At 47.9% G+C, this 25,358-nt stretch carries 21 protein-coding genes; 19 read left to right on the top strand and 2 right to left on the bottom strand.

The genetic code is table 11. The features are described from left to right. Nucleotides 1-89 precede the first annotated feature (89 nt). From K401_RS0105755 to K401_RS0105670, 17 genes are all read left to right on the top strand, one after another. Entirely contained in the window at nt 90-269 is a 180-nt protein-coding gene (locus tag K401_RS0105755; protein ID WP_024292068.1) for a DUF4250 domain-containing protein, read from the top strand. 107 nt (nt 270-376) lie between these two features. After that, the gene (gene cls, locus K401_RS0105750) at nt 377-1,888 is read left to right on the top strand and encodes a cardiolipin synthase (protein ID WP_024292067.1); all 1,512 of its coding nucleotides are present in this window, start codon (nt 377-379) and stop codon (nt 1,886-1,888) included. A 76-nt stretch (nt 1,889-1,964) separates the two neighbouring features. Further along, nucleotides 1,965-2,441 (top strand): putative ABC transporter permease, encoded by a 477-nt coding sequence (locus tag K401_RS0105745; RefSeq protein WP_024292066.1) that lies wholly within the window; start codon nt 1,965-1,967, stop codon nt 2,439-2,441. Nucleotides 2,442-2,495: 54 nt separating this feature from the next. Next, on the top strand, nt 2,496-3,257 hold the full coding sequence (locus K401_RS0105740; protein WP_024292065.1) for a lysophospholipid acyltransferase family protein: 762 nt from the start codon (nt 2,496-2,498) through the stop codon (nt 3,255-3,257). 37 nt (nt 3,258-3,294) lie between these two features. Beyond that, a complete protein-coding gene (pheA, locus tag K401_RS0105735) occupies nt 3,295-4,431 on the top strand; it encodes a prephenate dehydratase (RefSeq protein WP_024292064.1) in 1,137 nt (378 codons plus the stop codon). A gap of 154 nt (nt 4,432-4,585) precedes the next feature. After that, nucleotides 4,586-5,872: an ATP-binding protein gene (locus tag K401_RS0105725; RefSeq protein WP_024292063.1), complete on the top strand. Its 1,287-nt coding sequence runs from the start codon at nt 4,586-4,588 to the stop codon at nt 5,870-5,872. A gap of 45 nt (nt 5,873-5,917) precedes the next feature. Next, nucleotides 5,918-7,486 (top strand): Ppx/GppA phosphatase family protein, encoded by a 1,569-nt coding sequence (locus K401_RS0105720; protein ID WP_024292062.1) that lies wholly within the window; start codon nt 5,918-5,920, stop codon nt 7,484-7,486. Continuing rightward, complete coding sequence (locus K401_RS0105715) at nt 7,486-9,633, top strand: RNA degradosome polyphosphate kinase (protein WP_024292061.1); 2,148 nt, start codon at nt 7,486-7,488, stop codon at nt 9,631-9,633. The genes K401_RS0105720 and K401_RS0105715 overlap by 1 nt, the downstream gene beginning before the upstream one ends. A gap of 148 nt (nt 9,634-9,781) precedes the next feature. Next, entirely contained in the window at nt 9,782-10,489 is a 708-nt protein-coding gene (locus K401_RS0105710) for a response regulator transcription factor (protein ID WP_024292060.1), read from the top strand. Continuing rightward, nucleotides 10,479-11,615, top strand: coding sequence for a sensor histidine kinase (locus K401_RS0105705; RefSeq protein ID WP_024292059.1), 1,137 nt, complete (start codon nt 10,479-10,481; stop codon nt 11,613-11,615). Before K401_RS0105710 ends, K401_RS0105705 begins: the two co-directional genes overlap by 11 nt. Before the next feature lie 6 nt (nt 11,616-11,621). Further along, nucleotides 11,622-14,111: a DUF8725 domain-containing protein gene (locus K401_RS0105700; RefSeq protein ID WP_024292058.1), complete on the top strand. Its 2,490-nt coding sequence runs from the start codon at nt 11,622-11,624 to the stop codon at nt 14,109-14,111. Then, nucleotides 14,111-15,073 carry an ABC transporter ATP-binding protein gene (locus K401_RS0105695; protein ID WP_024292057.1) on the top strand — a complete coding sequence of 321 codons (963 nt, stop codon included), beginning with the start codon at nt 14,111-14,113 and terminating at the stop codon, nt 15,071-15,073. The genes K401_RS0105700 and K401_RS0105695 overlap by 1 nt, the downstream gene beginning before the upstream one ends. Beyond that, a complete protein-coding gene (locus K401_RS0105690; RefSeq protein ID WP_024292056.1) occupies nt 15,051-15,965 on the top strand; it encodes an ABC transporter permease in 915 nt (304 codons plus the stop codon). The genes K401_RS0105695 and K401_RS0105690 overlap by 23 nt, the downstream gene beginning before the upstream one ends. A 12-nt stretch (nt 15,966-15,977) precedes the next feature. After that, nucleotides 15,978-16,805 (top strand): deoxyribonuclease IV, encoded by an 828-nt coding sequence (locus K401_RS0105685; RefSeq protein ID WP_024292055.1) that lies wholly within the window; start codon nt 15,978-15,980, stop codon nt 16,803-16,805. A gap of 201 nt (nt 16,806-17,006) precedes the next feature. After that, complete coding sequence (locus K401_RS0105680; protein ID WP_024292054.1) at nt 17,007-18,221, top strand: SPFH domain-containing protein; 1,215 nt, start codon at nt 17,007-17,009, stop codon at nt 18,219-18,221. Next, complete coding sequence (locus K401_RS0105675; RefSeq protein WP_024292053.1) at nt 18,218-19,288, top strand: TFIIB-type zinc ribbon-containing protein; 1,071 nt, start codon at nt 18,218-18,220, stop codon at nt 19,286-19,288. The genes K401_RS0105680 and K401_RS0105675 overlap by 4 nt, the downstream gene beginning before the upstream one ends. Continuing rightward, nucleotides 19,285-20,196 (top strand): TPM domain-containing protein, encoded by a 912-nt coding sequence (locus tag K401_RS0105670; protein ID WP_024292052.1) that lies wholly within the window; start codon nt 19,285-19,287, stop codon nt 20,194-20,196. Before K401_RS0105675 ends, K401_RS0105670 begins: the two co-directional genes overlap by 4 nt. 192 nt (nt 20,197-20,388) lie before the next feature. Here K401_RS0105670 and sfsA read toward each other — a convergent pair whose 3' ends face one another. Further along, nucleotides 20,389-21,189 carry a DNA/RNA nuclease SfsA gene (gene sfsA / locus K401_RS0105665; protein WP_024292051.1) on the bottom strand — a complete coding sequence of 267 codons (801 nt, stop codon included), beginning with the start codon at nt 21,187-21,189 and terminating at the stop codon, nt 20,389-20,391. Between the two features lie 209 nt (nt 21,190-21,398). Here sfsA and thrC point away from each other — a divergent pair, with 209 nt between their 5' ends. Continuing rightward, nucleotides 21,399-22,883, top strand: a complete 1,485-nt coding sequence (thrC, locus tag K401_RS0105660) for a threonine synthase (protein ID WP_024292050.1) — start codon at nt 21,399-21,401, stop codon at nt 22,881-22,883. On the opposite strand, the gene K401_RS0105655 is transcribed toward thrC, so the two are convergent. Further along, entirely contained in the window at nt 22,880-24,289 is a 1,410-nt protein-coding gene (locus K401_RS0105655; protein WP_084492793.1) for an MATE family efflux transporter, read from the bottom strand. The genes thrC and K401_RS0105655 overlap by 4 nt on opposite strands. A 179-nt stretch (nt 24,290-24,468) precedes the next feature. Here K401_RS0105655 and fba point away from each other — a divergent pair, with 179 nt between their 5' ends. Further along, nucleotides 24,469-25,332 carry a class II fructose-1,6-bisphosphate aldolase gene (fba, locus tag K401_RS0105650; RefSeq protein ID WP_024292048.1) on the top strand — a complete coding sequence of 288 codons (864 nt, stop codon included), beginning with the start codon at nt 24,469-24,471 and terminating at the stop codon, nt 25,330-25,332. Nucleotides 25,333-25,358: the final 26 nt, after the last annotated feature.

Here is a 25,358-nt window from a genome sequence, read left to right as displayed (position 1 = left end):
CAATGGTCCTTAATTCTTTCTTTGAGTGATTCACAACTGTGGAAAATTATGATAAAATAAATATGATATCAGAATAGGAGGAGGAAAAAATGTTTAACATACCTAAAGATCCGGCGATTCTGTTAAGTTATATCAATACTCAATTAAGAGATTATTATCCTTCTCTGGAGGAATGCTGTCATAGTCTTGGGATCCGGGAAGAGGACCTGGCCCATTCTTTGGCTGCAATTGATTATCATTACGACAGGGAGAGAAATCAGTTTGTATAAAAAGGGGTCATCGCCGCAGCGATGGCTCTTTTTGCAAGAGCAATTATTCCAAAGAATGTGCTTGCATATTCCTTGGGCCAATGCCGCTTAGACAGGAGGGATATATTATGGAAACGATTTGGACACAGACGGTTGGAATATGGAACTGGTTGATCGATCATTTGATCTATATCAATCTGATCCTTTCCATTATCATTGTGTTTTTCCAGAGGCGTGATCCCAAAGCAGTCTGGACCTGGCTTTTAGCCCTGTATTTTATTCCCGTATTCGGCATTCTTTTTTATCTGCTTTTGGGCCAGGATATGAGAAAGGGCAAGATGTTCCGGGTCAAGGAAGTGGAAGACCGGGTGCGTTATTCCGCAAAGAACCAGGAGGAGTTTTTAAAAAGCCATGACATCAGCCTGGTGTCTTCGCTATCCCGTGATTATGCGGATCTGGTGGTGTATAACTTAGAAACCTCCGGGTCTGTGCTGACCGTTGACAACACGGTGGAGATTTTTACGGACGGGGAGGAAAAATTTAAAGACTTAAGAGCCGAGCTTTCGGCTGCTGCTTATTTCATTCATTTGCAGTATTACATTATTAAGGATGACGAATTGTTTGATTCCATAATCCCCATCCTCATAGAACGGGCCAGGGCTGGAGTAGAGGTGCGCATTCTCTGCGACGGCATGGGAGGACGTTTCATGGCAAAGGACAAATGGAACAGGCTGAAAGAAAACGGGGTAAAGGTGGGGATCTTTTTCCCGCCCATACTTGGCCGTCTCCAGCTTCGGGTGAACTACAGAAACCACAGGAAAATCGTGGTCATTGACAACCGGGTGGGATATGTGGGAGGCTTTAACATCGGCCGGGAATACATTTCCAAGGACACCAAATTCGGTTATTGGAGAGACACCCATCTAAAGCTCCAGGGGGGCTCTGTGCTGAGTCTTCAGATCCGCTTTGCCCTGGACTGGAATTATGCGGCAGGAGAAAACCTGTTTCGGAATATGAAATATTTCTGCGAGGATGAGGACGGAAGATGTATAGACTATATGGGTGTGGTTGATATGAATGACGAGAGAAAACACCTTGGGATCCAGATTATCGCAAGCGGCCCGGATGCCAGGAGCCGCCAGATCCGTGACAATTATATCCGGCTGTTTTCAAAGGCCAGGGACCATATTTACATCCAGACGCCCTACTTTGTGCCTGACGACGCCGTGCTTACCACCTTGCAGGTAGCGGCACGCTCCGGTGTGGACGTAAGGCTCATGATCCCCTGCAAGCCGGACCACCCCTTTGTTTACTGGGCTTCCTATTCCTATGTGGGAGATCTTTTATCCGCCGGGGCCAGATGCTATACCTATGAAAACGGGTTTCTCCACTCCAAAGGAGTTATGACCGACGGAAAGGTCAGTTCCTATGGGACCGCCAATATGGATATCCGGAGCTTTGAACTTAATTTTGAAGTAAATGCGGTGATCTATGACGAGGAAACAACCCAGAGGCTGGAAGAATTATTCTTAGAGGATTTAAAGAGGTGCAAAGAGATCACAAGGGAGCTTTATGAGGAGAGGGGCCTTTTTATCCGGATCAAGGAACAGGGAAGCAGGCTGTTGTCCCCACTTTTATAGAACCCAGCATCACAGGGCTTATTGGAAGCTGTAAAATATCTTTTTGTTTTCATAATATCTCCATATCCGGCGCATAATGAAGGGTATGAAAACACTATCACAATTACAATTAAACCTAAAACAGCTGCCCCTGGATTTCTGCAAATGCGGGGTGACAGGCTGGTGCCTGGAGGTTGTCTTTACCTCCATGGAATCCATTTTGCGCCATGACTGGCGTCTGATGGGGCAGACCTCTCTCTTAATGTTTCCCATCTACGGATGCGGAGCTCTTTTAGGCCCCATTGGAACTATCATTGACCGCTGGGTAACCCCTGATTCCGGATTTTCTGCAAGGAAAGCGGAGCTGGCTATCCGCCATGGATTTCTTTACATGGTCCTGATTTTTGTGGCGGAATATTTTGCCGGTACCCTTTTGCGGGGCGGGGGAATGTGCCCCTGGGATTATACGGGACGAAACACCAATATTGACGGACTGATCCGTCTGGACTTTGCACCTCTGTGGTTTGCCACAGGACTGTTGTTTGAACAAATTACAAAAAAGAAAGGCAGGTAGTATTGTAATTAAAGTCACCATTTTATATAATAGATGAAATGGAGGACTAGAACAATGATACGTTTTATTCTTGTAGCATCAACAGTCATTATTTTTTTGATTTTAAGCATTCCGGTCCTGATATTTCTGTGGCTGACCGGAAGAAAAGACCGCCGCCTGCGGGATGTGCTGAGTCTGGCAGTGGTCCAGTGGATTTTCCGGATCCTCCTTCGAATGGCCGGCGTGACCATTACGGTCAAGGGAAGGGAGAATATTCCCACAGACCAGGCCGTTTTATATGTGGGAAATCACAGAAGCTATTTTGATATTCTTGTGGGCTATGTGACAGTTCCCGGCCTGATGGGCTTTGTTGCAAAAAAGGAAATGGAGAAGATCCCCCTTCTTTCCGCCTGGATGAAGTTTGTAAACTGCCTGTTTCTTGACAGAAAGAATTTAAAAGAAGGCTTAAAAACCATTCTCACAGGGATCGAACAGGTAAAGCGGGGCGTTTCCGTCTGGATTTTCCCGGAGGGAACCAGGAACCGGGAGGAAAATCTTCTGGATCTGCTCCCATTTAAAGAAGGAAGCATTAAAATTGCGGAAAAAAGCGGCTGCCCGGTGGTACCGGTGGCTATAAGCGGAACTGCGGAGGTGTTTGAAGGTCATTTTCCATTCATCCGTCCCTCCCAGGTAACCATTGAATATGGTACGCCCTTTTACACAAAGGAACTGGAGCCTGAATTTAAGAAATTCCCCGGCGCCTATGTGGAAAATCAGATAAAGGCCATGCTGGAAGCGGAGTTAATAAACCAGGGAAAGCTTACCGGCAGGGCTTGAGCACACAGACAGATAAGATAAAGGAATGATAAGGCCCATGAAGACATTGGATTTGCAGGAAATAAGAAAACAGCTTGACGGAATCGACCATGAGATCGTATCCTTATTTGAAAAGCGGATGAGGCTTAGCGGTGAGGTGGCGGAATACAAGATTGAGACAGGCAAGCAGGTTTATGACAAGGAAAGAGAACAGCAGAAGATCGAAGCCGTGACCGGCATGGTGGAGGCGGACTTCCATAAGCAGGCGGTAAGAGAGCTGTTTACTCAGATGATGACCATTAGCCGCCATTTTCAGTACAAGCTTATGGCGGAGCACGGGCTGAGGGCGGAGCATGATTTCCGCCAGGTAAAAAGCCTTCCTGTAAAACAGGCACGGGTGGTGTATCAGGGAGTGGAAGGCGCTTACAGCCATGAGGCTTCCATAAAATATTTCGGAGCGGAAGCACATATCCGCCATGTGGATTCCTGGGAGGATGCCATGAAAGAGGTGGAGGCGGGAAACGCGGATTATGCGGTGCTGCCCATAGAAAACTCCTCGGCAGGAGCGGTGACCCATAATTATGACCTGCTCATAAAATACCGCAATTACATTGTGGCGGAAACCTTCCTTTCCGTGGACCATGCCCTGCTTGGTCTTTCGGAGGCAAAAGAGGATGAGATCCGCACGGTATTTTCCCACCCCCAGGCCCTTATGCAGTGCTCCGAATTTTTAAATGCCCACAGGGACTGGAAGCAGGTCAGCGTGGAAAATACCGCTGTGGCGGCTAAAAAGGTCCTTGAGGATGGAGATCAATCCCAGGCGGCTGTAGCCAGTGAGGTCGCAGGGAAGCTTTATGGCCTGAAGGTTTTAAGACCTTCCATAAACCACAATAAAAACAACACCACCCGGTTCATCATCCTGTCAAGAGAACCCGTTTACCGGGAAGATGCGGGAAAGATAAGCATCAGCTTTGAGCTGCCCCATAAAAGCGGTTCTCTGTATAACATGCTTAGCAATTTCATCTATAACGGGGTCAATATGATGATGATCGAATCAAGGCCTATATTGGGAAGAAACTGGGAATACCGGTTTTTCATAGATATTGAGGGGAATTTAAGCGATGCCTCCATTCAGAATGCCTTAAAGGGAATCTCTGAAGAGGGGAGCAACATGAGGGTTTTGGGAAATTATTAAAGGCTTGCAAATGTTGTTTCTTATGGTTTTACACAAGGTGAAAGGTTGAAAGAAACCCGTCTTTCAACCTTGAGTTTATGAACAGCGTGCCCCGCTTTACCGGGCATCAGCCGGATATGCAGGCCATCGGCTTGATTCATTTAGGAGGCAAATTATGAAGTCCCAGGAATTGATTTTGTACCGCAATTTGAATTATCGTGAACTTTTTGACAAAGTTGCCGGGCTTTTAAGCCTGAAACCGGGAGAGAGAACAGAAACAATGCCGGATTCCTATGCCTGCGCCGGTCAGCTGATAGAGCTGGCGGCTTCCTATGGCTTTGAGGGGAATCTCTGGCATTGTTTTTTAGCATTCTGCCTGGCAAATGATGAAAACGCCTACAGTACCTCCTGTGAGATCGTAGGCCCCGTGGAAGGGACGTTAAATGAACTGGCTGCCCATGATTTCCGGATCATAAAGGAATTATTTGACCATGACATCCGGAAGCTGGACCTCTTAAACAACGGGAAAGGTATATGGACTGCACTGGCCGGCTACCGGAGTGCAGACGGCAGCAGCAAGGTCTATAATAAGAGGATCAGGGATCAGATCGTTGCCCTGGCAATTGCCCTGGAACAGGCTGAGGATGAAACGGTTTTTGCTTCCCAGGTGACGGAGTTTTACCGCAGGCTGGGAGTGGGGAAATTCGGCCTTAATAAGGCTTTCCGCGTAGAAGACACAGAAGGCGAACCTCAGATCCTGCCCATCACCAGCATTGAGCATGTTCATCTGGACGACATCATCGGCTACCAGCTTCAAAAGCAGAAGCTGATCGAAAATACGGAGGCATTCTTAAACGGGCGGGCCGCCAACAACGTCCTGCTGTTCGGGGACAGCGGAACCGGAAAATCCTCCAGCATTAAGGCTGTGCTCAATGAATATTATGACAGAGGACTTCGGATCATCGAGGTCTACAAGCACCAGTTCAAGTCTCTTTCAAAAGTCCAGGAGCAGGTAAAGGACCGGAATTACAAATTCATCATTTACATGGATGATTTATCCTTTGAGGATACTGAACTGGAATATAAATATTTAAAAGCCATCATTGAAGGAGGTCTTGGGAGGAAGCCGGGCAATGTGCTGATCTACGCCACCTCCAACCGGAGGCATCTCATACGGGAAAAATTCAGTGATAAAAGGGAACTGGATGATGATTTACATAATAATGACACCGTCCAGGAAAAGCTTTCCCTGGTGGCCCGCTTCGGCGTGACCATTTACTTTGGTTCTCCGGATAAAAAGGAGTTCCAGGAGATCGTAAGACAGCTGGCTGCCCGCAGCGACATCAATATGCCTTTGGAGGAACTGTATGCAAAAGCGAATATATGGGAATTACATCACGGAGGCTTATCAGGAAGAACGGCAAGCCAGTTTATTACACACCTTTTAGGAAAACCGGAGTGAACTATATGAAAGCTGCCTGGTGAATGGGCAGTAAGGAGGATCAGTATGGCAATAAGATTATTTGCTGCCATTGATGTTGGATCGTTTGAACTGGAGCTTGGCATCTATGAGATTTCCCAGAAGGCCGGGATCCAGAAGGTGGATCATGTCCGCCATGTCATTGGCCTTGGAAGGGACACTTATAAAGACGGAAAGATCAGCTATGAACTTGTGGATGAGATGTGCCAGGTCATCAAGGATTTTGCCTCCATCATGCAGTCCTATAAGGTGATCGGCTACCGGGCCTATGCCACCAGCGCCCTGCGGGAGGCCAAAAACAGCCGGATCGTGCTGGACCAGATCCGGGTGAGGACCGGGATCGAAGTACGGGTGATCAGCAATTCCGAGCAGCGTTTTATCAGTTATAAGGCCATTGCTTCAAAGGATGCAGAATTTCATAAGATCATACAAAAGGGAACCGCCATCGTTGACGTTGGCTTTGGAAGCATGCAGGTTTCCTTGTTTGACAGGGATGCCCTGGTTTCCACCCACAACCTGATGCTTGGAGTCTTAAGAATCCGTGAAATGATGGGAAATGTACAGGTCGACAACCAGATGCAGAATACCCTGATCGAGGAACTGGTGGACAACGAGCTGTATACTTTCCGAAAGGTTTATTTAAAGGACAGGGAGATCAAAAACCTCATAGGCATCGGAGAAAGCATCCTCTATCTTTCCCGGGGCAGCCGGGGAGGAAAGCCTGTGGAGCGGGTCACGGCTGAGGAATTTGCATTTTTCTATGAAAAGATCGTGGGAATGTCCCTGGACCAGATCCAGGACCGGTTCGGGGTCAATGCGGAATACGCTTCTCTCTTAGTCCCGGCAGCCATCATCTTTAAACGCGTCCTGGAACTGACAAAGGCAGAGCTGTTCTGGATCCCCGGGATCCGCCTCTGCGACAGCATTGCCGCAGAATATGCAGAAGACAACAAGGCGGTGAAATTCAATCATGATTTTTCAGAGGACATTCTTGCAGCCTCCCGCAACATGGCAAAGCGTTACAAATGCCATAGCCCTCATACGGTGGATATGGAAAAATATGTGCTTGATATCTTTGACAGCATGAAAAAATATCACGGAATGGGAAAAAGGGAAAGGCTTCTTTTGCAGATCGCGGCCATACTCCACGCCTGCGGTAAGTTCATCAGCATGAGAAATCCCAGCGAGTCCGCCTACCACATCATTATGTCTACGGAGATCATCGGGCTGTCCCATATGGAACGGGAGATCATTGCCAATGCGGTCCGCTATAACGGGGTGGAATTTGATTATAACCGGATCCATTTAAACGAAGAGGTGTTCCGGAACACAAAGGGAGAATTCCTTCAGGAGGACAGCATCATACTTGTCGGAAAGCTGACAGCCATTTTAAGGCTGGCAAATTCCATGGACCGAAGCCATAAACAGAAGCTGTCGGAAAGCCGTATGGCCGTTAAAGACGGGCAGCTGGTGGTGACCGTGCCTTATGAGGGCGACATCACCCTGGAAGCTGTGGCATTTCGCCAGAAAGCGGACTTCTTTGAAGAGATATTCGGAATAAGGCCCATATTAAAACAGAAGAGGAGGTTATCCTGATGGCTGTCAACAATGAAATGATCTATAACAATCCTGAGAATTATGTAAACCGTGAACTGAGCTGGATCGAATTTAATTACCGGGTGCTCAGCGAAGCAAGAGATAAGAGCCTTCCTCTTTTTGAACGGCTGAAGTTTTTAAGCATCACCGCCTCTAATCTGGATGAATTTTATATGGTCCGGGTGGCTTCTCTAAAGGATATGGTCCATGCCAAATATACGAAGCCTGACATTGCAGGCTTAGATCCTAAGTCCCAGCTTGAAAAGATCAGCGGGCGGACCCATGAGCTGGTGGCCCTCCAGTATTCCACCTACAACCGTTCCCTCCTTCCTGCGTTAAAGCAGAACGGGCTTCGGGTGGTACAAAACCATGAGGATTTAAGCGTGGAAGAGGGAAGATATGCGGACAGCTATTTTGAGCGGAACGTGTATCCGGTGCTGACTCCCATGGCAGTGGATTCCTCCCGTCCCTTTCCTTTGATCCGCAATAAATCCTTAAACATCGCGGCCCTCCTTCAGAAAAAAAGCGGGGAAGAAGAGCTGGAATTTGCTACAGTCCAGGTACCCAGTGTTCTTCCAAGAATCGTGGAACTTCCATCCCGGAAAAAGGAAGAACGGGCGGTCATTTTGCTGGAACAGATCATTGAACGGAACATCGGCAGCCTGTTTTTAAATTACAATGTCATCACTGCCCATCCCTTCCGCATTATGAGAAATGCAGACCTTACCATTGACGAAGAGGAAGCGGAAGACCTTTTGGAGGAGATCCAGAAGCAGCTTAAAAAACGCCAGTGGGGCGAGGCCATCCGCCTTGAAGTGGAGGAGAAGATGGATAAGCGCCTGTTAAAAATACTTAAACGGGAACTGAACATCAGCTCCGGCGATATTTTTGAGATCGCAGGCCCTCTGGATCTGACCTTTTTAATGAAGATGTACGGACTGAAAGGCTTTGATCACTTAAAGGCTGTCCCTTATGTGCCGCAGCAGGTTCCCAGACTCATGAATGAGGAAGATATCTTTTCCAACATCCGCGAGGGAGACATTTTGCTTCACCACCCTTACGAAACCTTTGATCCTGTGGTTAATTTTGTGAAAACTGCTGCAAGTGACCGGTCAGTTCTGGCCATCAAGCAGACCCTTTACAGGGTCAGCGGGAATTCCCCCATTATCGCTGCTCTGGCGGAAGCGGCCGACAACGGAAAGCAGGTATCGGTCCTGGTGGAATTAAAGGCCCGCTTTGACGAGGAAAACAATATCAACTGGGCAAAAAAGCTGGAAAAGTCCGGCTGCCACGTGATTTACGGGCTGGTAGGCTTAAAGACCCACAGCAAGATCACCCTGGTGGTGCGCAGGGAGGAAGACGGGATCCGCCGCTATGTCCATTTAGGCACAGGAAACTACAACGATTCCACAGCAAAGCTTTACACGGACATGGGTCTTATGACCTGCAATCCCCAGATCGGAGAGGACGCAACTGCCGTGTTCAACATGCTGTCAGGTTATTCCGAGCCCCTTCACTGGAATAAACTGATTCTGGCTCCCATATGGCTGCGGGCCAGGTTCCTAAGGATGATCCGCAGGGAAGCGAGAAATGCGGAAAACGGGAAAACAGCTCATATCATGGCAAAGATGAATTCCCTCTGTGACAAGGAGATCATAGCAGCTCTTTATGAAGCCTCCTGCGCGGGGGTAAAGATCCAGCTGATCGTCCGGGGCATATGCAGCTTAAAAGCAGGGGTTCCGGGGCTAAGTGAAAATATAACGGTTCATTCCATTGTGGGAAATTTCCTGGAGCACGCCCGGATCTTTTATTTTGAAAACGACAACAGTCCGGAGCTTTATATGGGCAGTGCCGACTGGATGCCGAGAAACTTAGACCGGAGGGTGGAGATCATGTTTCCGGTGGAGGATGAGACCCTGGTGGAGCAGATCCTCCATGTCCTTAAGGTACAGTTTCAGGATAACGTGAAGGCCCACATTCTACAGCCCTCCGGGACCTATGAAAAGCCAGATAAAAGGGGCAAGGTCCTGGTCAACAGCCAGGAGCAGTTCTGCGAAGAGGCGATCAGAAACGTAAAGGAAGAACTTGGTAAATTAAACCCAATAGGCAGCCGTGTATTCATTCCTACGGAGAGCCAGGAGGAATAAGAGAATTCCATTTAATTACCGAATTATAGCTTTTTTGTAAGAAAATAGTAAGGCAAAGATACCTTTCTTGTGGTAAAATGGATAAGAGTCTAAGCGGTGCATGCACCGCTGAACCTTATATATACATACGACAAGGGAGGTATTTTTCATGTCCGAAACAATAAGCATTCTGGTTGTGGATGATGAGAAAGAAATTGCGGAGCTGGTGGAGATCTATTTGGTCAGTGATGGATATAAAGTATACAAAGCAAATAATGCGGAAGAGGGACTGGGAATTCTGGAAAAGAACCAGATCCATCTGGTGCTTTTAGACATCATGATGCCAGGAATGGATGGCCTGCAGATGTGCAAGAAGATACGGGAGACTAATAACATTCCCATCATCATGCTCAGTGCCAAGTCTACGGATCTGGACAAAATATTGGGTCTTGGAACCGGAGCTGATGATTACGTGACAAAGCCGTTTAACCCCCTGGAGCTGACGGCACGGGTAAAATCCCAGCTGCGCCGTTATACCCAGTTAAACCCCAACAGCGCGGTGAACGAGGCGGTTAAGAATGAAATTGCAATCAGAGGGCTGACCATTAACAAGGATAACCACAAGGTGACTGTTTATGGGGAAGAGATCAAGCTCACCCCCATTGAGTTTGATATCCTTTATTTGCTGGCTTCCAATCCGGGAAGGGTGTTCAGCACGGATGAGATTTTTGAAAAGGTTTGGAACGAAAAGGTTTATGAGGCCAATAACACGGTAATGGTACATATCAGACGCCTGCGGGGCAAGATGAAAGAAGATACCAGACAGAACAAGATCATCACCACTGTGTGGGGGGTAGGATACAAAATTGAAAAATGATATCAATCGCCGTTTCCATACCCGGGTCATTGCCAATATTTTTTACAGCGCAGTGGTCACGGTCCTGATCGAGATATTTCTGGTAACCAACGTATCTTTGGTAGCCTCCTACATGAGAAACACCCAAAGGGACAATGCATTTGTGGAAATGCTCACTTCCTTTGACGTGGTGGTGATCCTGATTTATGTGGTTTTCGGAATAGGAATATTCACGGTCACCTTCCTTCTTCTCCAGGAAAAGTCCATGCGTTACATCAGCCGGATTTCTGATGCCATGCGGAGCATTTCCGAGGGAGATTTAAACATTATGGTAGACATTGAGGGAGATGATGAGTTCTCCGTCATGGCTGCCAGTTTAAACAAGATGGTGGGAGATTTGAGAAGCCTCATGGATAAGGAACGGGAGGCAGAGCGGACCAAAAATGAGCTGATTACCAACATTGCCCACGACTTAAGGACGCCCTTGACCTCCATCATCGGGTATCTGGAACTTTTATCCGGAGAAACAAAGCTTGATCCGGAAGTCCAGAAAAATTACATAGGGATTGCATACGTGAAGACAAAGCGGCTGGAAAAGCTGATCGAAGATTTATTCGGATTTACAAAGCTGAACTATGGAAAGATCTCCATGCACGTGTCCAAGGTGGACGTGGTGAAGCTCTTGAGTCAGCTTCTGGAGGAATTTTATCCCAGTTTTGTGGATAAGAACCTTTCTTATGAGCTTCAAAGCAATGTCCCCGCCCAGGTCATTTCGGCGGATGGCAACCTTTTAGCCCGTCTGTTTGACAATCTGATTAACAACGCCATCAAATACGGAGCGGATGGAAAGCGCATCCTGGTAAAGGTTCACGGAAGCGAGGAACTGGTCACGATCCAGGTGATCAATTATGGTTACGTGATTCCTGAGGAGGAGCTGCCCCTCATTTTCAACAAGTTTTACCGGGTGGAGCAGTCCCGCTCCACCAATACGGGAGGAACCGGTCTGGGGCTTGCCATTGCAAAGAATATTGTGGATATGCACGGCGGCACCATTGAAGTGACCAGCGACTTATCTGGTACGGTATTTACGGTAAAGCTTTTAGTGGATTTTGATATTAATAAAGAGAACTTTGGAAAGATAGGGTGACAGAGAATGAAATTCAGACAAATATCCCTGATTTGTGCCATTGCGGTCACCATAGCAGGCAGCGTAATGCTGCCTGCTTTCGGCATGGCATATGAAACATCGGCTGGGATGGAGGCGGGGAATCCCCCCACAGACGGAAATTATGCTGCCTCCAATTCCGGTGTTTCCATGGATGTTTCCTACGGCTATGAAGGAAATGCAAAAAGCGGACGTTACGTGCCGGTAAATATTACATTAAGCAGCCAGCTGGATTCCGGCTTTCATGGGACGGTCCAGGCTATGGCAATGGAATCTGATTATGACATTTACCAATATGAATACCCGGTTTCCTTAGGTGCTTTTGAATCGGCGGAGGAGTCCCTGGATATCCCCGTGGGAAGGGCAGATGTCCTTTTTGTAAAGCTTCTGGACTCCCAGGGAAGAGAACTGATCCGTAAACGCTTAAAGATGAATGTCACGGCGGATATTGCGGAGCTGTTTGTGGGAGTGCTGTCGGATGAGCCGGAAACCATGTCCTATATGGAGGGCGTTGGAGTAAATTACAGCTCTGTCAGGATCAAGACCTTTGAAATGGACGGATCGAAGATGCCAGATAATGTCATCGGCCTGGATCTTCTTGATGTGCTGGTGATTACGGATTATGATACAAAAAGGCTGTCAGAAGACCAGGTATCTGCCATCTGGGGATGGGTGAAGGAAGGGGGAATCCTTCTTCTTGGAACCGGGGCCAGGGCAGATGACACCCTTTATGCCTTCCGTTCCGATATCCTGGAGGAGGATTATGCTCCGCCTTCGGAAAAATCCGTGGACATGGGAGTGGAATATTCTTCCAATGGCCCGGGAGATTCCTTTATGAATCTGGTTTGCGCGGATGTTTCCCTAAAAGGAGGCACCGGAGTGCTGTCCAATGATGAATTCCCGGTCCTCACATCCGTGTCAAAGGGAAAAGGAAAGGTGGGAGTGGCCGCCTATGATTTTGTGGACATCGCCTCCTTTTGCCAGGTCCAGCGCTCCTATGTGGATAAGCTTTTTACGGCGCTTTTGGGAGAAGCCAAGTTAAATGATTTGTCCTCATACCTTTACAGCGGCAATTCCGCCCAGTTCTGGTCCGTCCAGAATATGTTAAATACCGGAGACGTGGATAAGCTGCCTGACTTATTCCTTTATGCAGCGGTGATTCTGGGATATATTCTTCTGGTAGGCCCCGGGCTTTACTTATTCTTAAAAAAGCAGGAACGGAGAAGATTTTACCGGACAGGAGTTGCAGCAGTTTCACTGTTCTTTGCTGCGGTAGTATATTTAATGGGAATGGGAACCAGATTTAAGGACACCTTCTTTACCTATGCCACCATTCTGGATACCAGGTCAGACTATGTGGATGAATACACCTATCTCAACATGAGGACTCCTTACAACAAGGCATATACCATTGCCCTGGACCCGTCCTATGACTTACTCCCCATCACCAGAAGCAGCTCCTATGAAATGAAGCCGGTTCCCAGATTTATGGGAAATGAAGATTACAAGGTGAAGATATCCTATGGGGAAAATGACACCAGGGTTTCTGTTCAGAATGCGGCGGCCTTTACTCCGAAATATTATTCTCTGAGGAAACGGACTCCCAATACCGATCATCAGGGCCTGACAGGGGACATTACTTTGTTTGGGGGAAAGGTATACGGCACCGTGACCAATGAATATCCCTTCCAGGTAGAAAAGGTGGGGATCCTGATGTACGGGAAAATGGTGGTCATTGAAGAGCTGAAGCCGGGAGAGACCATGAACTTAGAGGGGCTTCCTGTGATCAATTACCCCATTAATAATTCCTTTCTGGTATCAGCCCGTGTGACGGGAAGCTACCAGTATCAAAAAGCAGATATTGAAGACCCTGCTTACATGCTGGCCCTGTCAAGGACCAATATTTTAAGCTTTTACCTGGATAAATATTCCTCATTTTATAATCCCGAGGCCAGGATCGTGGCCTTCAGCAAGGACCAGTCAGCCAGTCAGTTCCTTGCCAGGGGAAGTTATGAGACTTACGGCATGTCCATGTTCACATCCACCATTAATGTGAATACAAAGAAAAGCGGAGAGACCTCCCGTTCTGCCCTCATGAAAACGCCTACAGTGGTAAGCGGGCAGTATTATGCGGATTCCAATGCCATTTACGGCATAGACCCGGTAGCTTTGGAGTATTTCCTTGGAAATGATTTAGAGGTGGAAACACTGACCTTTGAAAACCCTTCCGATGAGTTTTTAAACAGCGAAAGCTTTTACTACACCACTATTTTTAAGGGAAACGTCTATTTCTACAATCATGACACGGGAAATTACGATGCCATGGACCCTGGCAAAGGGGTTTATAAAGCCTGGGAGCTCACCCCTTATCTGTCTCCCGGCAACACCCTGACCGTAAAATATGTATGTGACAATACGGCTGAGAACAACTGGTATGTGACTCTGCCCATGCTGACTGTGACAGGAAGGGATAAATAATGTTAGATATTAAGGATTTACGGAAAAAATTTGGAAAGTTCCATGCGTTAAACGGTCTGGACCTACATATTCCACAGGGTTCACTTTATGGATTCGTAGGACCTAACGGAGCAGGAAAGACCACCACCATCAAGATCATGACAGGGCTTCTTTTCGCTGACAGCGGGCAGGTGATGATTGACGGGGTGGATGTGTCCAGGGGCTTAAATGAGTTAAAGCTGAAGATCGGCTATGTGCCGGATTTTTTCGGGGTTTATGACAATTTAAAGGTCAATGAATACATGGAATTCTTTGCCTCCTGTTATGGGAGCGACGGCTTGAAGGCCAGGACCCGGTACATGACTCTTTTGGAGCAGGTGGGCCTGGAGGATAAGGTGAATTTTTACGTGGACAGCTTGTCAAGAGGGATGAAACAGCGGCTCTGCCTGGCAAGGGCTTTGATCCACGATCCCCTTTTGCTGGTCCTTGACGAACCGGCCTCTGGGCTGGACCCGAGAACCAGGTTTGAATTTAAAGAAATTTTAAAGGAATTAAAAGAGCAGGGAAAGACCATATTAATAAGCTCCCATGTTCTCTCTGAGCTTTCCGAACTGTGTACGGATATCGGGATCATTGACCAGGGAAAAATGGTCTTAAGCGGAAGTATGGAGGAGATCCTGCGCAGGGTCAACGCTTCCAATCCTCTGATCATTTCTGTTCTTGGAAATAAGGAAAAGGCGCTGACCATCTTAAAGAGCCAGCCCTGCGTCCAGACCATAGCGGTAAAAGACGAGGACATCCGGGTGAATTTCATCGGAGATAATCAGGATGAGGCCCTTCTTTTGCAGCAATTGGTGGATGCCGACGTGCTTGTGCATGGATTTTACAGGGAACAGGGAAGCTTAGAATCCCTGTTCATGCAGATCACGGATCATGATAAAGAAAAGGCGGTGCTTGTACATGAAATTGAATCCGGTTTATAAGAGGGAAACAATGGTCAGCTCCAGAAGCTTCCGTCTGGCACTGATCCTGGCCCTTTTTAATACCATCCTGGCTCTGGTGGTCCTGCTTAACATGTATTCCGTGGTGGAGCGGGTTAAGCTGACGGCGGAGATTCAGTATTCTTCCTTTACCAATTTGTACGTGTTCGTGGCTGCGGTGGAATTTGTGATGCTGATGTTCATCATGCCTGCCCTGACCGCAGGAGGCATAAGCGGGGAAAGGGAACGCCAGACCCTTGACCTTCTTCTTACCACCACCTTAAAGCCATGGGAAATCATATGGGGGAAGCTCACCTCCTCCTTTGGCACCATGTTCATCCTGATCATGTCCAGTTTTCCCCTTCTGGCGGTGTCCTTTGTTTATGGGGGAGTGATGGTTTATGACGTGCTTCTTCTGCTTTTGTGTTATTTAGCGGTGGCCCTTCTCTGCGGAAGTATGGGAATCTGTTTTTCTTCCCTTTTTAAACGGTCCACCATCGCCACTGTAGTCAGCTATGGAGTTTTGGTCCTCATTGCCGCAGGCACCTATGCAATCAATGCCTTTGTCTTATCCATGGCCCGTATGAATATGAGCAGTGCCTATGCCATGTCCGTGGGCGGCATGGCTGATCAGACCAATTCCGGCGCATTCCTCTATCTGCTCCTGGTAAACCCGGCGGCCACCTTTTATGCAATGATCAACGGCCAGACAGGGGATAATCAGGTGGTGAGGAGCTTAAACAGCTGGTTTGGCCCTCACCCGGATAACTTTATCATGGAAAACTGGGTGGTTTTAAGCATTTTCATTCAGTTGGCACTGGCTGCTGTGTTCATGTTCATCGCCGTAATGGCCATCAGCCCGTCCAAAGGGAAAAAGATAAGAAAAATAAAATGACAGGAGGTTTTTATGCTTACGATCGGATGTCATCTGTCTTCCTCAAAAGGCTATTTTGCCATGGGGAAGGAGGCTGTGAAGATTGATGCCAATACCTTTCAGTTTTTCACCAGAAATCCCAGAGGGACCAGGGCCAAGGCCATGAATCCGGAGGATGTAAACCGTTACTTAGACTTTGCCAGGGACCACGGGATTGAGAGGATTCTGGCTCATGCTCCCTATACCTTAAATGCCTGCTCTCCCAATGAAGGGCTTCGTTCCCTTGCCAGAGACACCATGAAGGATGATCTGGACCGGATGGAATACACTCCCGGAAACTGCTATAATTTCCACCCGGGAAGCCATGTGGGACAGGGAACAGAAGCTGGCATATGCTTTATTTCGGATATGCTTAATCAGGTTCTGACGCCGCAGCAACATACCACCGTGCTTTTGGAAACAATGTCCGGAAAGGGCAGCGAGGTGGGAAGGGAATTTGAAGAGCTTAAGGAGATCCTGGACCGGGTGGAGCAAAAAGACCATATGGGAGTCTGCCTGGATACATGCCACGTATGGGATGGGGGCTATGACATTGTGGGGGATTTAGACGGGGTCTTAAACCGGTTTGACCGGGTCATCGGACTTCATAAATTGAAGGCCATTCATTTGAATGACAGCCAGAACCCTCTGGGAGCCCACAAGGACCGCCATGCAAAGATCGGTGAAGGCTTTATAGGCTTTGAGGCTCTAAAACGGATCACGGTCCATCCGGCCTTAAAGGACCTTCCCTTTTATTTAGAAACACCCAATGACCTTTCCGGCTATGCCAAAGAAATTGCCATGATGAGGGAATCTGTATAGCCAACCGTTTAATGGTGTAGTATAATGAGCGGAAGGGAGCGAAGATGAGCTTGCTCATGGGCGCGAGCGGCGAATGACGATCAGGAACCGCAGGTTCATGATATGGTGAGCGAAAGGGAGCGAAGATGAGCTTGCTCATGGTTGCGAGGGTTGAATGGCGATCAGGAACCGGGAAAATAATATTGTTGAGGAGGAAATAACATGGGAATTGTTAAGGCGCTTACTACCGCAGTAGGAGGTTCACTGGCAGACCAGTGGCTTGAAGTGATAGAAGCAGGCAATATGGGAGATCAGACCGTATTCACCAGCGGAGTGAAGATCCGGAAGGGATCCAATACAAAAAGCACAGAATATACGGTATCTGATGGTTCCGTGATTCATGTTTACCCCAATCAGTTTATGATTTTGGTCGATGGCGGAAAGGTAATTGATTACACCGGAGAACCAGGTTATTTTACCGTGAAAAATTCTTCCCTTCCATCCCTCTTTAACGGTCAGTTTGATGAGGCAATAAAGGAATCCTTTGACCGGATCCGCTTCGGCGGCCAGACACCCACTTCCCAGAGGGTGTATTTCATCAATTTACAGGAGATTAAAGGGATCAAGTTCGGTACGCCCAATCCCATCAACTATTTTGATCAGTTTTATAATGCGGAGCTGTTTTTGCGGGCCCACGGAACCTATTCCATCAAGGTGACAGACCCTCTGTTATTCTATGGGGAAGCCATACCGAAAAATGCTTCCCGGGTCGAGGTGGATGACATCAATGCCCAGTATTTATCTGAGTTTTTAGAGGCTCTTCAGTCATCGATCAACCAGATGTCCGCCGATGGCATCCGGATCTCTTATGTAGCTTCAAAAGGAAGGGAACTGGGACAGTATATGGCGGGTGTCCTTGATGACCAGTGGAAGGACCAGAGAGGAATTGAGATCCAGTCCGTGGGAATCGCCAGTATTTCCTATGATGAGGAATCAAAGAAACTGATCCAGATGCGCAACCAGGGTGCCATGCTTGGCGATCCCGGGGTCAGGGAGGGCTATGTGCAGGGAGCAGTGGCCAGAGGTATTGAAGCGGCAGGAAGCAATGCCAATGGTTCCATGGCAGGATTTATGGGAATGAACATGGGAATGAACACTGGCGGCGGCTTTATGGGAGCAGCTTCAAGTGCCAATTATCAGCAGATGCAGATGAACCGGGCCCAGCAGGATAATTCCATGGAGCGGACTCCGGTAAGCGGAGCGGGTAAGACCGAAAGCCCTTTGGAAAGCCCATGGACCTGCGGCTGCGGAAGTGTGAATACAGGAAAGTTCTGTCCGGAATGCGGAAATCCAAAGCCGTCAGGAACATGGACCTGTGAATGTAAAACTGTAAACAATGGCAGATTTTGTTCGGAGTGTGGAAAACCAAGACCATGAGTGAGATCATAAGCTATAAATGTCCAAATTGCGGCGGGCCGCTTATCTTTGATCCGAAAAAGCAGAAGTATGCTTGTGAATACTGCTTATCAGAATTCAACCAGAAAGAAACAGAGAGCGGGGAGCCGCAGGAGCCTAAGTCAGAAAAGAAAAGCAGGGAGCCGGAGGCACCCAAGGCAAAGAAACAGGGCGGAGAGCCTGTCCTTTATGCCTGCCCAAGCTGCGGCGCCGAAATCGTGACGGATGAGACCACTGCAGCGACCTTCTGCTACTATTGCCATAACCCGGTGATCTTATCGGGCAGGCTGTCCGGAGAATTCCATCCGGACTATGTGGTTCCATTTGCAATGGAAAAGAAGCGGGCAGTGGAAATCTTTGAGCAATGGATGAAAAAGAAACGGTTTGTTCCAAAGGCTTTTTACAGTGAAGACCAGATTGAGAAGATTTCCGGCGTATATTTTCCTTACATGCTTTACAGCTGCCGGGCGGAGGGAAGCTTAAATGCAAAAGCGGACCGTCTGAGGGTATGGGTGAGCGGTGACCGCCGCTATACGGAAACTCAGACCTATGATGTCCGCAGGGAAGGTTCTATGCCCGTGAAATTCGTGCCCCGTAATGCCCTCAAAAAGTCCAACCGGGAGCTGGTGGAGGGCGTGCTGCCTTTTGAAACGGAGAAAATGAAGCCCTTTTCCATGGGATATCTTTCCGGCTTTGTGGCAGAACGGCGGGACATGGGAGAGCAGGAATTCTCTGAGGAAGTAAAATCAGAGGTGCGCCTGTTTGCCGAGCAGTCTTTAAAAAACAGCATTACCTCCTATGATTCTGTGAGGGTTCAGAATCAATCCATCCACCTGGAGGATGAACGATGGGAGTATGCACTTTTGCCTGTGTGGACCCTTACCTACCACGATGGGGCAAAGGACCAGATGTATTATTTTACAGTGAATGGGCAGACCGGTAAGGTATGCGGCAAGCTTCCTGTGGACCGGAACAAACTGATGCTTCTGTTTATGGAAATATTCCTGCCCGTATTTCTTGCCATGTTGATTGTGGGGTATCTGATATGACGAAAACAAAGGGACTGTTCCTTGGGATAAGCCGGGTAACCGTTTTACTGTTTATGGTTCTTCTGTTTCTGATCGTTCTTTCCGGCGGCATGAAAGCTTTTGCCGAAAGCCAGAGTCCGGGAGGTGCTTTAAGTGAAAAACGGGTATATGATGATGCCGGACTATTTTCCCAGGAAGAAATAGAAACATTTGAAACTCAGATCCAGGCGATGAGAAAAGATATGAATATGGATGTGGTGATTACAACCACAGACCAGGCAGGTGGAAAGTCGGCCGGACAATATGCGGAGGATTTCTACATAAGAGGAGCCTATGGAGTTGGGAAGGATTACAGCGGGGTATTGTTCCTGATTGACATGGATAACCGGGAGCTTTACATCCTTCCGGTAGGAAAGATGAACCGCTTTTTAACGGATAAGCGCTGGAATTCCATTCTGGATTCCGCTTATGACGAGATAAGCAATCAGAATTACGGAGCCTGTGCCGGGAGCTTTCTGGATGGTGTGACCAAATATTATAAGGCCGGAATTCCAGGAGGACAGTATAATTATGATAAAGAGACAGGAAAAATAAGTGTTTACCGCAGCATCCGGTGGTATGAGGCAGCTTTAGCAGCCCTTATCGGGCTTATTGCGGCGGCTTCAGCCTGCGGGGGAGTAACCAGCCGGTATTCCATGAAAAAGGAGAGAGGCGGGGCTAAGAACTCACTGATGGCCTATCGTGCAAACTGTCAGTTCCGGTATTCGGACCAGTTCGACCATCTGGTGAACAAAACCGTGACCTATATGATCATTCCCCGGAATCAGGGGAATACAGGCCGGGGCGGAGGCGGTTTTTCCTCCGGCGGCAGGAGTACTACCCATACTTCCTCCGGACGCACTATGGGAGGCGGAGGTCGGAAATTTTAATTAAATAATCATGATTCCATGTCAAAAGCGATGCTCCTGTTTTTTTAACCGAATCAAAATTCTAATATGGATGTCTAATGAACGCAGCGTGACGCTGCGTTTATTTTCCTCTATTCAGCTAGGGTCTATATACTCCGTAACAGCGGTTTCCAACGGTTACCACAACAAGTCCGTTGAAACCTTCCTCACATATCACGTCAGATAGACCGGGATCGGCATGTCCAGGGAGAGGGAATCCTCCGTAACAACACAGTCATATGCTAAAATATGGACGCCTGCCTCCTTCGCCCTTTTTAACGCTTCCGCAAATTCCGGATGCGTTTTTTTATTTGGCGTAAATGCCTCCATCTCTTTCATCTGGATGACAAACAGGATATAAGCTTCATATCCTTCCCTGTGGGCATTAATAAGCTCCTCCATGTGTTTTACTCCCCGCACCGTCGGCGCATCAGGAAACATGGCAAGGCCTTTTTCTTCCAGGGTGACACCCTTAACCTCCATGAATGCAGGGATTTTCTGCCCATGGGTTTCCCGTTTTCCAGGCAGAACTGCCTGAAAAGCCAGATCGAACCGTGACTGGTCGTAGGTAACTTCCCGTCTGATGTCCTTTATGACCGGACGGAAAAGGGAAAGCGTATCCTCCGCCTGGTGAAAAGGCAGGGGAGAATTTTCCCGGGAGGATTGCAGCCACTCGTACGCTGCCTGATTGGGGGCCTGGGAATCCATATTGATGAGGAGCGGCCCGCCCCTTTCCCGTTCCTTCCATACGCCGATCAAAGAGTATTCTGTCCTTCTTCCAAGGGCCGCGGCCTCTGGATGAAACTGCACCAGCACCTTAACGCCGGGGATGAGTAACTCCCGGCAGCGCCCTGTATTTTTAACATGACAGATCACTTCCGCTTCTCCATACCCCTCTTTTGAAATCAGGACGTGGGCAATAAAACGGTTAGGCCGGCTTATAAAGATCCCTGTCAGCATGTGTTCGTATCTCAATGAAGCTGTCTCCTTTCTGTATCCATGGTTGTATCTTACCATATAGAGAATAAAAATGGAACCCTTGTGTCTCTGGTGTGAATACATTCGTCCGTTAGATGGAAACTTTTTGCCCTTTTTTCTTGCGCCCTTAAAGAAAGTGTGCTACAATGCTGGCAAGGTTTTTGATCCATTGATATTATGAGAGAGCAGGAAAGGAATAACATACCATGGAAATATCCTATCAAAGTACCAGGGGCAAAGAGGCCGGCCTGACAGCTTCCCAGGCAATCTTAAAAGGGCTGGCGGAAGACGGCGGCCTGTTCATGCCGTGTTTTATCCCAAAGCTTGACAAATCCATGAAGGAGCTGTCGGAAATGACATATCAGGAGACAGCCTATGAGGTTATGAAGCTGTACCTTACGGATTACACAGAAGAGGAGTTAAAGAGCTGTATTGAACGGGCTTATGACAGCAAATTCGATACAGAGGAGATTGCGCCTCTTGCCAAGGCTGACGGAGCCTATTATCTGGAATTATATCATGGAAGCACCATTGCATTTAAAGATATGGCCCTTTCCATTCTCCCTCACCTGATGACTGCTGCTGCAAAAAAGAATCAGGTGAAAAATAAAATCGTGATCCTTACCGCTACCTCCGGTGACACAGGAAAGGCCGCTATGGCTGGTTTTGCCGATGTGGAAGGGACGGAAATCATCGTGTTCTATCCAAAGGATGGAGTGAGCCGTGTTCAGGAACTTCAGATGGTAACCCAGAAAGGGGAAAATACCCATGTGGCCGCCATTCATGGAAATTTTGATGACGCTCAGACAGGTGTCAAAAGGATATTCGGAGATAAGGAGTTTGCCCGCAAACTGGATGAAAAGGGCTTTCAGCTGTCTTCCGCTAACTCCATTAACATCGGCAGGCTGGTTCCCCAGGTGGTGTATTATGTCTATGCCTATGCAAAGCTCCTTGCCTGTGAAGAGATTTCTGACAGAGAAGAGATCAATGTTACCGTGCCTACTGGAAACTTTGGAAACATTCTGGCCGCCTATTTGGCAAAGCAGATGGGGGTTCCCATTAAGACCCTTATCTGTGCCTCCAATGAAAATAAGGTTCTTTATGATTTCTTCCAGACCGGGACTTATGACAGGAACCGGGACTTTATTCTCACCAGTTCTCCGTCCATGGATATTTTAATATCCAGCAACTTAGAGCGCCTGATTTATTTAAGTGCCGGATGTGATGCAGAGGCCAATGCGGTTCTTATGAAGGAACTGGGTGATAAAGGCAGCTATACAGTAACCACCGGTATGAAGCACTTTATGGAAGATTTTATGGGAGGTTTTGCAGGAGAAGAGGAAACCGGGGCAGTTATTAAGAAGGTTTTTGAGGATACCGGCTATCTGATCGATCCCCATACCGGTGTGGCTGCATGTGTATATGACCAATACAAGGCGGAAACAAAGGATCAGGCAAAGAATATCATTGCTTCCACGGCAAGCCCCTATAAATTCTCAAGAAGCGTTCTGGAAGCCATTGAAGGGAAGCAGGAAGAGCCTGATGAATTCCGGATCATCGATCATCTGGCAGAGTTATCCGGGGTTCCCGTTCCTCAGGCAGTGGAAGAAATCCGCACCGCACCGGTACGCCATAGTACCGAATGCGATGGGGATAAGATGAAGGAAGCAGTGGAAAGCTTTTTAAGCTAATTCATGTTCCGGTTGGCATACCGGCACCATTTTCCGCTTAAGACCCGGGTGGAGAAGAAAATGGCGCGCACCAGCCAGTCAATGGTCATGGCGATCCAGATTCCCATGAGGCCCAGACCGAAATACAGGCTCAGTACGTAGGCAAGGACGATCCGGCAGATCCACATGGAACAGATGGACACTGTCATGGTGAAACGGACGTCATTGGCGGCGCGCAGGCCGTTGGTTAAGCAAAAGGACAGGGGATGGATCAGCATGCAGCAGATGCTGTGGTAAAGCATCAGCTTGACGGCCAGGGCGCTGGTCTCGCCGGATAAATGGAACATGTTGGATATTGGCTTCAAAAATGGTATGATGGAAAGGTTTAATACCAGCAGCCAGATATATGCCGTTTTTAAGAGCTTTCCCATATATTTCCGGGCCTGTTTCAGTTCTCCCGCCCCAATGCACTGCCCAACTACCGTTACTAAGGCGATGCCTATGGCGTTGGCCGGTATGGTTTCCAGGCCGCATATGGTGCTGGCTACCGCATTTGCAGCAATAGCCATGGTGCCGAAGCTGGCGGTCAGACTGGACAGGAGAAGCTTTCCAAGCTGGAAAATGCTGTTCTCCAGGCCGTTTGGTATGCCGATATAGAGGATCTGGCGCAGCATGGTCTTGTCAACCTTTAAGCGGAACTCTATTGGGAAATGGTTCTGCTTCCGGAGAAGGATCACCATGACCACTGCAGATAAGATTCTGGAAAACAGGGTGGAAAGCCCGGCGCCTGCCACACCCATTTGAAAGCCGTAGATCAGCAGGGCGTTTCCCGCAATATTGCAGATGTTGGCGGCCAGAGAGACCTGCATGGAGACCTTGGAGTTTCCGGAAGTTCTGAAAAGGGCTGCGCTGCTGTTATAAAATGCCAGGAACGGATAGGAAAGGGAGGATATGTAGAAATAGACCCGTCCGTTTTCCATAACCTCGTGACCGATATTGCCGTATATGAGCCTTAACAGCTGCTGGTTAAAGATAAGGGTCACTGCCATAAGAAAAATGGAAAGCCCTCCTATGGCCAGGAATAGCTGGCCTGCGGCCCTGGCAACGCTTTTTTCATCCTTTCTGCCGATGTACTGGGCCGTTACGACAGAACCTCCGGCAGCCATTGCCCCGAACAATCCGATCAAAAGGACGTTTATGGTGTCCACGATGGATATGCCTGACACGGCTTCCTCTCCGCAGGAGGCCACCATGATGGTATCGGCCATTCCCATAAAAACAGCCAGTATCTGTTCCACCACAAGGGGAAAAATCAACTGGCGCAGCTGCTTTCCAGAAAACAAATCCGGCTTTTTCTGGTGTTCCAGCATTTCTGTGGTTTCAGAGTCCAGGGGGTGGAAAATGCCCTTTCTCATCATTCGTTTCATAAAAAATCTCCTATCATGTATTTGTAACTTATATTTATTATAAAGCAAAGTACGGATGAAAGCAAAATGTAACTTCGTTATAAAAATGACAATCTGGAAAAATTATTCTTTCCAAATAAGGTAAGATGGTATATAATAAAAAGGATATAAGAGAAAAATTTAAAATGGAGGTTTGTGATATGTTAGTTTCAGCAAAAGAAATGCTTGAAAAGGCAAGAGACGGAAAGTATGCAGTTGGACAGTTCAACATCAACAACCTTGAGTGGACGAAAGCTGTTTTACAGACAGCCGAAGAGCTGAAATCCCCGGTTATTCTGGGTGTTTCCGAAGGTGCTGGCAAATACATGACAGGCTATAAGACCGTAACTGCTATGGTAAAGGCCATGATCGAAGAATTAAATATTACAGTTCCCGTAGCCCTTCATCTGGACCATGGTTCCTATGACGGCTGCTATAAGTGCATTGAAGCTGGATTTTCTTCCATCATGTTCGATGGTTCCCATTATCCCATTGCTGAGAATGTGGAAAAGACCACGGAGCTTGTGAAGGTCTGCGCTGAAAAAGGACTCTCCATTGAAGCAGAAGTTGGTTCCATCGGCGGCGAGGAAGACGGCGTTGTGGGTATGGGCGAATGCGCAGATCCTGATGAGTGCAAGCAGGTAGCAGACTTAGGCGTGACCATGCTGGCAGCAGGAATCGGCAATATTCACGGAAAGTATCCTGCAAACTGGGCAGGTTTAAGCTTTGATACACTGGCTGCCATAAAGGATAAAGTAGGGGACATGCCTCTGGTGCTTCACGGCGGGACAGGCATTCCGGAAGATCAGATCAAGAAGGCTATCAGCCTTGGCGTTGCAAAGATCAATGTAAATACAGAGTGTCAGCTTTCCTTTGCAGATGCTACCCGTAAGTATATTGAGGCTGGCAAGGATTTGGAAGGCAAGGGCTTTGATCCACGTAAACTTTTGGCCCCAGGAACTGAGGCAATTAAAGCCACTGTAAAAGAAAAGATGGAACTATTTGGTTCAGTTGGAAAAGCTTAAGGAAAATATTTTTTAAAAAGTACTTG

Origin of the sequence: Lacrimispora indolis DSM 755 (assembly GCF_000526995.1) — a bacterium.
GTDB classification, from domain to species: Bacteria; Bacillota; Clostridia; order Lachnospirales; family Lachnospiraceae; genus Lacrimispora; species Lacrimispora indolis.
This window is presented reverse-complemented; position numbering and strand designations above follow the sequence as displayed.